Below are 12,607 nucleotides of genomic sequence, written 5' to 3'. Positions count from 1 at the left end.
GGGCCGCAATCGCAGACGAATCCGCGTTCACGACGGCACCTCGTGTTCCCGCAGACCCGCTGGGTCGAGTTCCTCCCTGATCAGTCGCAGCTCGGCAGCCGTCGGCAACCGGGTGGTGGCCACCGTGTTCTCCGTGGCACCGGCCAAGTCGAGCGGAAACCCGGTTTCCGCGCGTACCTGCGGCACGGTCACGCCGGGATGCACGGATACCAGACGAAGCCGGCCATCAGCGGCGAAGTCCAGAACGCCGAGATTCGTGACCACCCGGTGCAACTGGTGGTAGCGCCGCGCGGCGGGACCGGCGGCGGCTGCCCGGTCATGACCTACACCACTAACCATGTCCACCTTGGACACGAGAGACCTCGGGGAATGTTTGGGTATCCAGTAGCTGGTTGGATGACAAACTGTATTCCCCGGACCGCCACGCGCACCGAGCAACTGCACCTTCGGCCGGTGGTAATCGCCGATCGCCGAAATATTCATGTTTCCATGAACATCGAGCTGGCTGGGAATCATCATCACATGCCGTTTCCCGTGCCACACCAGATCAAAGACGGCCCGAAAGGGCGCCCAGCCCTCGATGTCGCCTTCCGCCGGAGTGCCTACCGGCCAGGTACCGCGCATCAACAGCGCTTCACCGTCCGATAGCAACAAATCGGGGGCGAAGGTATGCCGGGCAAGGCGCACGCCGATTGCCGGTATGGTGCCAAACGCGCTGGCCATTATTTCCCCACTGCCCCGGAACACCTCGGCACAGGCAACGACGCAGACTTCGGCGCGCGTCACCGTTTCGTCGCCGGTTGTCATGTCCGGCTCCGCCCACCGGTCGGCGGGCACAGTGGAATCGGTCATGCCAATGCCTCCCGCAAGTACCGTCCGGCGAACGCCTGCCATGCCTCGTCATCGGCCGCGGCCGCGGCGTACTCGCGTTGCAGTTCCTCATCGCGCTCATAGTCCGGAACACATGAGGTGAAACGCGCGCCGCCGGGGGCTTCGACAACTCCGGTCACCATCATGCGGCTGATCCGCAACGTCGCCGGATGGGCAACCTCGGTGAATTCCGCCGTGGGCACGATCCGCTCACAGGACACGAAGGCTTGCTCGGCAGCCATGCAGAACAGGTCATCGAAGTAGGGGTCCGGACCGAGAAACTGCGCGTTGCCGTGTTCGTCAGCACGGTTCATGTGCACCACCGCGGCATCCAGCGGCAAGGCAGGCATCGCGACGAGCTCGTCACCGTCGTACGGGTCAATGACCGTCCGCAGTTCCGGAGTATGGGTAAGGACATCCGAACCAAGGCCAGCACGGGTTGGCAGGAACGGCAAGTTGAGCCCAGCGGCGTACAGGCCCCACTGCAGCATTCCCTCGTCCAGCTCGACGACGTCAATAGCGCCGGCTTGCCTGGTGGCCCGGAAATGCGGGTCCAGCGCGATCGAGTCCAGCGAGACGAAGCCGAACACCAGCTTGCGCACCTTGCCCGCGGCACACAACAGGCCGACATCGGGGCCGCCATAGCTGACGATCGTCAGGTCTCGCAGGTCCGAACGGAGGATTTCCCGTACCAAGGACATCGGTTTACGACGCGATCCCCAGCCGCCAATCCCGATGGTCATCCCGGACCTCAACCGGGAGATCACATCAGCTCCCGTCATCCGCTTATCAACCATCCACGGCTCCTCGCATCGCGATCCGTAGCAAGCGCTTGGTTGGTTTAGCTTACCAGCAAGGACTCCACCGTCAAGCCAGGGAGGCTGGCGCCGCAGTCGCTACCGGGAGACCATCAGCCTGCGGCGCCGAGCCGGAATTTCTGCACCTTGCCGCTCGCGGTACGCGGCAGTTCGGGGCAGAACGACACCTTTCGCGGCACCTTGAAGTTCGCCATGATCGCCCGGCAATGTTCGATCAGTTCGTCTTCGGTCGGTTCAACACCTCGCCGGCGCACCACGTACGCGTGGCCAACCTCGCCAAGGCGCTCATCCGGCATGCCGACCACGGCCACTTCGGACACCGCGGGGTGCTCGGCGAGCAGTCTTTCGACTTCGGCCGGATAAACGTTGAACCCGCCAACCACGAACATATCCTTGAGCCGGTCGGTGACCCGGAGATACCCGTCGGAATCCAGCCAACCGATATCACCGGTGCGCAGCCAGCCAGCCGAGTCGATCGCGGCGTCGGTAGCGTCCTGGTCCGCGTAGTAGCCAAGCATCACATTGTCGCCACGTACCAGTATCTCGCCGGTCTCTCCTGCTGGCAGCCGCTGGTTGGCCGCGTCGACGACGATCACCTCCGTGCCGGGAATCGCCTTACCGCAACTGGTAGACAGCCGATCCTCGTCGGTATCCGGTGGACAAACGGTTACCGTGCCACAGGTCTCGGTCAACCCGTAAGCGGTGATCACGTCTCGAAAGCCCAGTTCGGTGCGCATACTTCGCAATAGCGGGACCGGAACCACGGTAGCGCCGGTCACCGCGAGCCGCACCGAGCCGATGTCGTAATCGGCGAGCCGAGGATGCGCCAGGATCGCGGAATACACCGCCGGCGCACCGGGAAAGACCGTGACGCGTTCCCGCGCGATGGCCCGCAGCGCGGTGTCCACATCGAATACCGGGAGCGGGATCATGGTTGCCCTGCGAATGAGACAAGCCAGAATACCCGCGCGGTAGCCAAAGCTGTGAAAGAACGGATTGACCAGCAGGTACCGGTCAGCTGGCTCGAGTCCCACCATATCGCTCCAGGCCGCGTTGACCACGAGATTGGCCCGATGGCTGACCATCGCTCCCTTCGGATATCCGGTAGTACCCGAGGTGAACAGAATATCCGCCACGTCTTTCCCGCGCAGTGTCGCGATCCGACGATCCACCTCGGCGCTGTGCCCGTTATCGGCGAGTTCGAGAAATCGGTCGAACGGCCACACGGAGTCATCGCCGCGGTCGTCGGTCGTGACGACGGTATGCAACGTGGGTATACCGGGAACCGGAGAACGCTCCGCTGGCGCCGTGCCGGTTTCGGAACCCAGGCTTTCCCTGACCATGGCCAGGTAACCGGTATCCAGAAAGCCATCCTGGACAACCAGTACCGTCGCGCCGACCTTCCGCAGCGCGTAACTGGCCTCAGCCCCACGAAAGCGTGTGTTGATGGGCACCAGGATCGCGCCCGCCGCATGCATACCCAGCGCGGCGATCACCCATTCCGCCGTGTTCGGCGCCCAGATCGCCGCCCGGTCGCCGGCGCGCACGCCCCGCGCGATCAGTGCGCTGGCAAATCGGGTGGCGGCCGCATCCAGCTCGGCGTAACTGAACCAGCGGTCGCCGTCGATGATCGCCGGCCTGCCAGGCACTTCGACGGCCGCCGACCGTAAACACTCGGGGATCGTCGTGGAACTTCCGGTAACTACACGCGACACCGAACCTCCCGTGACCGTCCCGCTTCGAACGTTCTCACCAATCCTAGTACGCCAACCAAGCGCTTGCTAGACTCAGCATGCCTGGGAACCCAGCATCCCCTACCGGAGAGGGTCCGTATATGGCCGAGGCCTACATCGTGGACGCGGTGCGCACGCCCGTCACCAAGCGAGGTGGCGCGCTGGCGGAGGTACATTCCGCGGACTTGGCCGCGCACGTCCTCGCCGGACTGGTGGAGCGAACGGGAATCGATCCCGCCGCCGTGGACGACGTGATTCTTGGTTGCGTGGACACGATAGGTTCGCAGGCCGGCGATATCGCCAGAACCGCATGGCTTGTCGCGGGATTACCCGATGCCGTACCTGGCGTCACCGTGGACCGGCAATGTGGTTCCTCCCAGCAGGCCCTGCACTTCGCCGCGCAGGCCGTACTGAGCGCAACGGCGGATATCGTGGTCGCGGGCGGCGTGCAGAACATGAGTGCCATCCCCATCTCGGCGGCGATGACAGCCGGAGAACAGTTCGGCTTCGCCGACCCGTTCTCCGGTTCACCCGGCTGGCAACGCCGCTATGGCAACGCCTCCGTATCCCAGTTTCGCGCCGCGGAGATGATCGCCGAGGAATGGCGAATCAGCCGGACAGCCATGGAGTCCTTCGCACTGCGGAGCCATCAGCGCGCCACCGCGGCGATTCGAGATGGCCACTTTGACCGGGAGATCATGCCGCTCGGCGCCGCTGAAGTAGACACCTGTCCCCGCCAGGACACCTCGTTGGCGAAGATGGCCAAACTCGCGCCGATCACCGAAGGGGGCAAGATAACCGCGGCGGTTTCCAGTCAGGTTTGCGATGGTGCCGCCGCCCTGCTCGTGATGTCCGAACAGGCGGTACGGGCGCATGGCATCACGCCCCGAGCGCGGGTCCACCATCTCTCCGCGCGCGGCGCGGATCCAGTGTGGATGCTCACCGCGCCGATCCCAGCTACCGCGCACGCGCTCAGCCGCGCGGGGCTCGCCATCACCGACATCGACCGGATCGAGATCAACGAAGCCTTTGCCTCGGTAGTGCTCGCTTGGCTCGACGAGAGCGGAGCCGATCCGGAACGGGTGAACGTGCACGGTGGGGCGATCGCGCTCGGCCATCCGCTTGGCGCGACCGGCGCCCGGCTGATGACCACCTTGGTGCACGAGCTCGATCGAACCGGCGGCCGTTATGGCCTGCAGGTCATGTGTGAGGGCGGCGGCCAGGCCAATGTCACGATCGTGGAGCGGCTGGGATGAGCGAGCAGGTCGGCCGCGCCGTCATCGTCACCGGCGGGACCCGAGGAATCGGCGCCGCGATCGCCGAGCGATTTCTCGCCTCCGGCGCGGATGTTTTGGTATGCGGTCGTTCCGAGGTCGAGCGGCTGCCCACCAGCGGGGAACGAACGGCTGTCTTCGAACAGGCCGATATCCGGCAGCCCGAGCAGGCCGCCGCCGTCGTAGCGGCCGCGAAGGAACGGTTCGGCAGGCTCGACGTGCTGGTCAACAACGCGGGCGGCGCACCGCCCGCGGACAGTACGACGGTATCCCCGCGATTCGTCTCGGCGGTGGTGACCCTGAACTTGCTCGCGCCGTTCTACCTGGCGCAACCGGCGTATCAGGTGATGCGAGACCAGCCAGAGGGTGGACAGATCATCAACATCGGTAGTGTGGCAGGCCGTCACCCCGCGCCGGGCGCCGCGGCCTACTCCGCCGCGAAGGCCGGGCTGAGCATGCTCACCCGCACGCTCGGTATGGAGTTCGCGCCGAAGGTAAGGGTCAACCAGGTCACCGTCGGCCTGGTGCACACCGAACTGTCGCAACAGAACTACGGCGACGCGGATGGCCAGCTCCGGGTAGCCGCAACCATTCCGATGGCCAGGATGGCCAGCCCGGAGGATGTCGCTTCCGCCTGCTTACTGCTGACCGCCCCCGAAGCGGGCTACGTCAGCGGTGCCGAGCTCCTGGTCGACGGCGGCGGCGAGATCCCGGCCCGCTATCTCGCGGTCAATCCGGAGTTCCGGCGCTAGGTGCCTAGCCCGGCGGCTTCGGCTACCCGGGTACGCAACTGCTGACCAGATCCGAACAGCAGCTGATTCGCCTTGCCGCGTTTGAGGAAGAGGTGCGCGTCGTGGTCGAACGTGAAGCCGATACCGCCGTGTAGCTGAACCGACTCCGCGGCGACCCGTAACAGTGCATCGGCACACACCACCTTGGCCAGTTCGGGAGTCGTGGCGGCCTGGGCGCCGTTTCCGACCGATTCGGTGGCATACCAGGCGGTGGCTTCGGCGCCAGCGACGCGTACGGCCAGGTCGGCGCACCGGTGCTTGAGCGCCTGAAACGAACCGAGCGCGCGACCGAACTGCTGCCGGACGGACAGATACGTCACGATCCCCGACAGGCACGACCGCGCCGCGGCGGCAGACTCGACGGCAAGCGCGGTCAGCATCAGCCCGCTCAGCAACGCGACGCTGTCCGCGCCACCGGCGGAACCGTCCACCCGCACCGCGACGGCATCGGTGAACTCGATCTCGGCCAGAGTCCGCGTATGGTCAAGAGCGGTCCGACTGGTGCGGCGCAGACCGGCATCGCTGGCCCTTGTCACATAGAGCCGCAGCTCCCCCTCGGTGGTCCGCGCGGGTACCAGCAGAAGATCCGCTGTCGCCCCGTGCGCCACGTATTCCTTGGCGCCACGCAACGTCCAGCCAGCGGAATGCGACGCGGCGCGAGATGCGAGCGAATCGGCGCACCAACCGGCTTCCGGTTCCGCGAACGCCACCGCTACGGACAGTCCTTCCGTCGCGATCTCGGTCAGCAGCCAATCCGCCTCATCGGTACCACAGGCGGCGAGTACGGCTGTCGCGACCACGGTGTCCAGCAGCGGACTTGGTACCAGCCGACGACCGAACTCCGCTACCAACACCGCGCCGTCCGCAAAGCTCATCCCCAGCCCCCCGCAGCGCTCGGGTACCAGCAACGCGCTCACGCCGAGCTCGTCGACTCCCCGGCGCCATAGCTCCCTGTCGTAACCATCGGCGTTGGTCATCGCCGTGCGAATATCGGCGTGCCGGTCGAGGAAGTCGGCCACGGTGCGGCGCATCTCCCTGCGCTCTATTGGTTCAGACGGCTCTGTTGGTTCGGACAGCTCTGTTGGCTCGGACAGCCCCGGCGGTTCGTTTCGATCGTACTGGCGCACGGCTCGACTCCTCAGCTCACCGGGGCATACCGAGCACTCGCTCGGCGACAATGTTGCGCTGGATCTCGTTGGTGCCGCCGTAGATCGTGTCCGCCCGGGTGTACAGGAACAGCAACTGTTCCTCGGTCAGCTCATCCGAAGCGCCGCCGGCGACGAGCCCGGCCGCACCGGTGACGTCCACGGCGAGCTCGCCAAGGTTTCGATGCCAGTTTGCCCACTGCAGCTTGGAAATCGAGCCTTCGCTTCCCGAAGGTCCCGTGCCAGCGGAACTCAGTGTGTGGAGCGCGGTGTAGCGCATCACCCGCAGCCCGATCCACGCGTCGACGATACGTGCGTGCAACGCGGGATCGTCGATGGCTCCGGTCGCTCGGGCGGTTGCGATGATCGCGTTCAGTTCACGCTCGAAACCGATCTGCTGGCCAAGAGTCGCGACGCCGCGTTCGAAGGCCAGCGTGCCCATCGCCACCCGCCAGCCATCGCCTTCCGCGCCAACGAGATTGTCCACCGCGGTTCGCGCGCCATCGAAGAACACCTCGTTGAACTCCGAGGTGCCGGTGATCTGCCGGATCGGCCGGATCTCGATGCCCGGCTGATCCAGCGGCACCAGCAGATACGACAACCCTCGATGGCGCGTCTGGTCCGGGTCGGTGCGCGCGAGCACGAAACACCAATCCGCGATATCCGCCAAGGACGTCCATATCTTCTGCCCGCTGAGCACATAGTGCCCGCCTTCTCGAACCGCGCTGGTACGCACGCCAGCCAGATCCGAACCCGCGTCCGGCTCGGAGTATCCCTGGCACCACAACACCTCGCCGCGCAGGATGCCTGGCAGGAACCGCGCCTGCTGTTCGGCCGTGCCGAAGGTGAGTAACGTTGGTCCGACAAGTTGTTCGCTCATATGCCCGAGCCGTGCGGGCGCGCCGGCGCGGGCATACTCCTCATGAAAGACGACCTGGCGCAGGAGCGAGGCGTCCTGTCCACCATGCCGCTTCGGCCAACCGAGCCCGATCCAGCCACTCGCACCCAACCGGCGCTCCCACTGCCGGCGCCGCCGCACCGCCTGGTGCTCCCGGCCAGGGCCACCAGTACCGACGACGTCCGCGAACTCCCCGGCAAGGTTGTCGGCGAGCCAGGCACGTGCCCGCAGCCGAAACCGTTCGTCCGCATCGGACAACTTCAGACCAGCTGACATATCAGGCTCCGTATACCGCTGCGGGTGGCCCGGCGCGCTCGAGCAGTTCGGCGACGACGGCGTCGAGCTCGTCGACCTGCCAACGATCCCGCTTGGCGACTGGTTCGCCGTATCGCCAACCATCAGCAAGTGCCACGTCACCACCAGACACTTCGAACACCCTGCCGGTGACGGCGACCGAGCGCGCGCTACCCAACCACACCACCAGAGGCGCGACGTTGGCTGGATCCATGGCGTCAAACCCGTCAGCGGGTTTGGCCATCATCTCGGCAAAGACCGATTCGGTCATCGGTGTTCTCGCCGAGGGCGCGATAGCGTTCACCTGGACGCCGTACCTACCCAGTTCCACGGCGGCAATCTGGGTAAGTACCGCGATACCCGCTTTCGCCGCCGCATAGTTGCCCTGACCGACGCTGCCGAGCAAGCCGGCGCCCGATGAGGTGTTCACGATCCGCGCCGCGATGCTCCCACCGGATTTGGCACGCTCCCGCCAGTACGCCGCGGCATGCCGCAAGGGCGCGAAATGCCCCTTCAGATCGACCCTGAGGACCTCGTCCCAATCCTGTTCGGACATCGTCGCCAGCATCCGGTCGCGGTTGATTCCCGCGTTGTTCACCAGAGTGTCCAGCTGGCCAAACGCATCGACAGCGGTATGCACCAGCTCCGCCGCATAGTGCCAATCGGCGATATCGCCGGTACTCACCACGACGGTGCCGCCGGCGGCACGGATCTCCTCGGCGACTCCGTGCACCGCGGTGCCTGCATCGTTCAGTACCAGCTTGGCGCCGTGCCGAGCGAACTCGAGGGCATGCGACCGACCGAGCCCTTGCCCCGCACCCGTAATGATTACCGAGCGATCCACGCATGACCCGACCATTGGCCACCTCACCTCGCCGCGTTCGCACCCCTGCTGGCAGGCAACCACACCCGTTCAGGATAATCAAGCAAGCGCTTGGTCTTGTATTGATTCCACGGTATCGTCACCCTGGGTTCAGCCAAGTGCCTGTTGGCTCACTGGCACCGAGGAGTCGTCGTGTCGGAGTTCGCGGAACGCCAAGGGGCCGCCGTGGTGACCGGCGGTACCGGCGGAATTGGCACGGCGGTGTGTCGTGCGCTGGGAATCGAAGGCAGTTCCCTCGCTTTCACGTATCGCACGGCGGAATCGTCGGCGAAGGCGTTGGTCGCCGAGCTGGAGTCGGCGGGAGTAACGGCCGAGGCAACCCAGCTCGACCTCACCGATGGCTCCTCGGCGGCTGAGTTCATCGCGGCGACCAAAGCCAGATTCGGAGCGATCCACACACTCGTACACGCCGCCGGGCCGCAGGTACCGATGACCTATCTGTCCACGGTGCCGCCGGCGCGATACATCGCACAGCTGAACCAGGAAGCCGCGGGCTTCTTTACCGTCGTACACGAAACACTTCCCGCGCTGCGCGCCAGTGCCGGCAACGTGGTCGCGGTCACCACGGCGGCGACCACTCGCTACCCGGCGCGCGACGGGCTTTCCGCGGGCACCAAGGGCGCGGTCGAGGCGTTGGTGCGCGCCTTTGCCGCCGAGGAAGGCCGCTTCGGAGTGCGATTCAACTGTGTCGGGCCAGGAATGCTGACCGACGGGATGGCCGCCGAGTTGATCGGTACCGGTGAGCTCGACGAGCATGCCCTCGCGGTAGCGCGACGCAACATCCCGCTGCGCCGGTTCGGCCGCGCCACCGATATAGCCGAGGCGGTCACCTTTCTCGCCTCCGATCGAGCCGGTTTCATCACCGGACAGAAACTCGATGTGGACGGCGGTTATGGCGTCTGAGCAACGGATCGACCTTGGCTTCAGCGCAGGTGATGTACTGGTGGTCAGCGGCGCCGCAAGCGGGATCGGGAAATCGATCGCACTACGGGCCGCCGAGCTCGGGCTCTACGTTGCCGCATGGGACCGGAACGCCCAGGAACTCGCGGAAACCGCAGCGGAGATCGCCCGAACCGGTGGCACGGCGCGGAAAATCATCGCGGACGTCAGCTCACCAGAGCAGGTTGCGGACGGTTTCGCGGACAGCCGAACCCTCGGCACCATTCGCTATCTGGTCAATAATGCCGGGCCGGCATCGCAGTTCGATCTCGACTTTGACGAGGCCGTCCGTATCGCCATCGGCAGTACGCGAACGATGGTGGACAGCTGGCTGTCGGCAGGCGCTCCCGCGGGCGCCGCGATGGTGAATATCGCCTCGGTCGCTGGCAACCTGCTTGGTACCGCTTCGGACTGGTACTGCGCGAGCAAGGCAGGTATCGCTGGCTATACACGGCATATCGCCACCTACCGCGCCGCCGAGTTCCGCGCCAATGCCGTCGCACCAGGCATGACCGCGACGCCACGAATCGCCGGGTTCACGGAAACCGAACTGGGCCAGCGGATCCTCGGCCGGATACCACTCGGTCGGGCCGGCAAGCCGGATGAGGTGGCATGGACAGTCTTGTTCCTACTCAGTCCATTAGCGACATACATCAACGGGGTGGTGCTACCCGTGGACGGCGGGTGGACCATCGCCCAGTAGAACCGACTCTGGCGCCTATGCGTAGCCGAGCGCGGATTCGATCTCCGCGGCCGCGGCAACGACCCGCGGAATCAACGCGCGCAGTGCCTGCTCATCGACGAGGAAGTTCGGTACCGCCACATCGATCGCATACTGCACACGCCCGTCCGGCCGGCGGATCGGAACCGCGACCGCGGAAACCACCTCCTCGTGCTCGCCGAGGTTCAGCGCGTATCCGGTAGCGCACACCTCATCGAGGGCATGTAGGTACTCCGCGCCATTGGTAATCGTTCGTGGCGTACTCGCGACGAACTCGAGCTCGGTGACCAACGCGGCCCGCTCATCGTCCGGCAAGTACGCGGCAACGGCTTTGCCCATCGCGGTGCAGTGCAACGGTGCTGGCTGTCCGATCCGGGAATGCATCTGGACCGGCGCGGTACCCGCGTACTTGTCCACATAGATCAGCGTCGGGTTCTCGAAGTAGCCGAGGTGGACGGTGTGGTTGGTTTCCGCGTTCAATGCCCGCAACACCGGTGCGGCCACCTGCCGGACATCCATCTCGGCCACCACCTGGTAGGCAACCCGCAGTAACTGGCTCCCCACGTGGTATCGACCGGCGTCATCGCGTAGCGCGAACCCCTCGTCCGCGAGCAAGCGCAGCAGTCGCACTGCCGTCGACAGGCTGATGTCATGCGACTCGGCGATCCGACTCGCGGTCGCCGGTTCGTCCGCGAGCGCGGCAAGCACTCGCAGGCCTCGCCGGAGGCTCTCACTCACCGATTCCTCCCAACCGTCGCTTGACCCGCACAGGGCGACTCCGTACTGTGCTGCTTCATAACATCAGTATACGCAATCTACTTGCATTATATGCAAGTACACAGATCTCGCTACCCCGCACTCCCCCTTCGACCAGATGCGGTCGGCGTGGCACTGACGAACAGGAGACCGAATTGGACCACCGCGACCGGCCCGAAGGTCTCGCGCACTGTGTGCTCTGCGATCGACCGCAGCGCACGGAGTTTCCGGACTACTGCGCGGGTTGCGGCGGACCAGTCGTGCTCCCACCCGCTCCCGTCGCACTGCCGGCCACCACGGAGTCAACGGGTGCCTGGCGATACGCGGGACGGCTGCCGATCAGCCAGGAGACCGCGTGGCTGAGCATGGGCGAAGGACAGACCCCGCTGGTGTCTGCCACCAGCACCCGGGCCTGGTGTGCCACTGAACGGCTGCGGTACAAACTCGATCACCTCAATCCATCCGGGTCGTTCAAGGACCGGGCGACCGCGGTGGGTATCGCCCAGGCGATCACCCAGGGCGCGCCGGCAGTGGTGTGCGCGTCCAGCGGAAACGCCGCGGGCTCCACCGCCGCCTACGCCGCCCGCGCCGGCTTGCCCTCGGTCGTGCTGGTGCCGGAGGCGGTCCCACCCGGCAAGGCAGCGGTCGCTCAGGCACACGGCGCGACCGTGCTACGGGTACGCGGCGACTACAGCAACTCGTTCCAGGTCGCGCGCGAGCTGGCCGCACGGCTGGGATGGCTGAACCTGACGACCACCTTCGTCAATCCGGTGGCGGTATCCGGCCTGCGCAGCGCGGGCTATGAACTCGCGGAACAGCTCAGCGAGGTGCCGGACTGGATCGTGGTACCGATCGGCTCTGGCCCGCTCGTACACGGGATCGTCACGGCGTACCAGGAACTGCGTGCCGCCGGGATGCATACGGAACTGCCGCGGATTCTTGGAGTGCAAGCCCATGGCTGTGCCCCGATCGTCGACGCGTTCGACCGCGATGTCGAGCGGGTCACGCCATGGCCGACCGTGTCCACTCGGATATCGGCGATATCCGACCCGTTACGGGGCTATCCCTCCGACGGCACCTACACGCTCCGGTTGGTGCGGGAAACGCGTGGCGCGATGGTCGCGGTACGGGACGCGGAAGCCGAGGAGGCGGCCGAAGCCCTCGCGCGAGACGAAGGCCTGCTGATCGAATCCGGCGCGGCGGCCAATCTCGCCGCCGTGCGGACCGCGCGCGACCGGGGATGGATACACCAGGACGAGCTGGTTGTCTGCATGCTCACCGGGCACGGCATCAAGACGCTGGCCGCCGCCGGCCGGCAGGAGGCACCGCTGGTGGCCAACACCGACGACGTCATTGGCCAGCTACCCGCCCACACCACGAAGGCACCGGAGGATCTCAATGATCGTGTCAAGCGTTGATGGCTGCGGGTGTGCTGGTTTGCCAGGGACGGTTGTCGCGCAGCAGTGCCCAGAGGACGTCGACCAG

12 protein-coding genes are annotated in these 12,607 nt (G+C 65.8%); 5 read left to right on the top strand and 7 right to left on the bottom strand.

Features of this window, described 5'->3' with window-relative positions:
* Positions 1 to 27: 27 nt before the first annotated feature.
* From EV191_RS24565 to EV191_RS24555, 3 genes are all read right to left on the bottom strand, one after another.
* Entirely contained in the window at positions 28 to 807 is a 780-nt protein-coding gene (locus EV191_RS24565) for a CoA-transferase subunit beta (RefSeq protein WP_132879960.1), read from the bottom strand.
* Positions 808 to 848: 41 nt separating this feature from the next.
* The gene (locus EV191_RS24560) at positions 849 to 1,667 is read right to left on the bottom strand and encodes a CoA transferase subunit A (protein WP_132879823.1); all 819 of its coding nucleotides are present in this window, start codon (positions 1,665 to 1,667) and stop codon (positions 849 to 851) included.
* 113 nt (positions 1,668 to 1,780) lie between these two features.
* Positions 1,781 to 3,403, bottom strand: a complete 1,623-nt coding sequence (locus EV191_RS24555) for an AMP-binding protein (protein WP_132879821.1) — start codon at positions 3,401 to 3,403, stop codon at positions 1,781 to 1,783.
* Between the two features lie 119 nt (positions 3,404 to 3,522).
* Here EV191_RS24555 and EV191_RS24550 point away from each other — a divergent pair, with 119 nt between their 5' ends.
* Both EV191_RS24550 and EV191_RS24545 read left to right on the top strand, forming a co-directional pair.
* Positions 3,523 to 4,677, top strand: coding sequence for an acetyl-CoA C-acetyltransferase (locus tag EV191_RS24550; RefSeq protein WP_132879959.1), 1,155 nt, complete (start codon positions 3,523 to 3,525; stop codon positions 4,675 to 4,677).
* On the top strand, positions 4,674 to 5,447 hold the full coding sequence (locus tag EV191_RS24545; RefSeq protein ID WP_132879820.1) for an SDR family oxidoreductase: 774 nt from the start codon (positions 4,674 to 4,676) through the stop codon (positions 5,445 to 5,447). The genes EV191_RS24550 and EV191_RS24545 overlap by 4 nt, the downstream gene beginning before the upstream one ends.
* Here the strand turns inward: EV191_RS24545 and EV191_RS24540 are convergent.
* Genes EV191_RS24540 through EV191_RS24530 form a run of 3 tightly spaced genes read right to left on the bottom strand, consistent with a single transcriptional unit; the run spans position 5,444 to position 8,682 of the window.
* The gene (locus EV191_RS24540) at positions 5,444 to 6,613 is read right to left on the bottom strand and encodes an acyl-CoA dehydrogenase family protein (protein ID WP_132879818.1); all 1,170 of its coding nucleotides are present in this window, start codon (positions 6,611 to 6,613) and stop codon (positions 5,444 to 5,446) included. The genes EV191_RS24545 and EV191_RS24540 overlap by 4 nt on opposite strands.
* 16 nt (positions 6,614 to 6,629) lie before the next feature.
* On the bottom strand, positions 6,630 to 7,805 hold the full coding sequence (locus tag EV191_RS24535) for an acyl-CoA dehydrogenase family protein (RefSeq protein ID WP_132879817.1): 1,176 nt from the start codon (positions 7,803 to 7,805) through the stop codon (positions 6,630 to 6,632).
* A 1-nt stretch (position 7,806) separates the two neighbouring features.
* Positions 7,807 to 8,682, bottom strand: coding sequence for an SDR family oxidoreductase (locus EV191_RS24530; RefSeq protein WP_132879815.1), 876 nt, complete (start codon positions 8,680 to 8,682; stop codon positions 7,807 to 7,809).
* Between the two features lie 156 nt (positions 8,683 to 8,838).
* On the opposite strand from EV191_RS24530, the gene EV191_RS24525 reads away from it, so the two are divergent.
* Together EV191_RS24525 and EV191_RS24520 are read left to right on the top strand one after the other, a co-directional pair.
* Positions 8,839 to 9,609 (top strand): SDR family NAD(P)-dependent oxidoreductase, encoded by a 771-nt coding sequence (locus EV191_RS24525; RefSeq protein ID WP_132879814.1) that lies wholly within the window; start codon positions 8,839 to 8,841, stop codon positions 9,607 to 9,609.
* Positions 9,599 to 10,348 carry an SDR family NAD(P)-dependent oxidoreductase gene (locus tag EV191_RS24520; protein ID WP_165913082.1) on the top strand — a complete coding sequence of 250 codons (750 nt, stop codon included), beginning with the start codon at positions 9,599 to 9,601 and terminating at the stop codon, positions 10,346 to 10,348. The genes EV191_RS24525 and EV191_RS24520 overlap by 11 nt, the downstream gene beginning before the upstream one ends.
* A 15-nt stretch (positions 10,349 to 10,363) precedes the next feature.
* Here the strand turns inward: EV191_RS24520 and EV191_RS24515 are convergent, their stop codons facing one another.
* Positions 10,364 to 11,104 (bottom strand): IclR family transcriptional regulator, encoded by a 741-nt coding sequence (locus EV191_RS24515; RefSeq protein ID WP_132879811.1) that lies wholly within the window; start codon positions 11,102 to 11,104, stop codon positions 10,364 to 10,366.
* 173 nt (positions 11,105 to 11,277) lie between these two features.
* Between EV191_RS24515 and thrC the strand changes: the two genes are divergently transcribed.
* Positions 11,278 to 12,540, top strand: coding sequence for a threonine synthase (gene thrC / locus EV191_RS24510; RefSeq protein WP_165913081.1), 1,263 nt, complete (start codon positions 11,278 to 11,280; stop codon positions 12,538 to 12,540).
* Positions 12,541 to 12,607: the final 67 nt, after the last annotated feature.

The sequence above is a fragment of the Tamaricihabitans halophyticus genome, from assembly GCF_004340875.1.
Taxonomy (GTDB): domain Bacteria; phylum Actinomycetota; class Actinomycetes; order Mycobacteriales; family Pseudonocardiaceae; genus Tamaricihabitans; species Tamaricihabitans halophyticus.
Note: the sequence above shows the minus strand (reverse complement) of the source record. Positions and strands in the feature narration are given on the sequence as shown.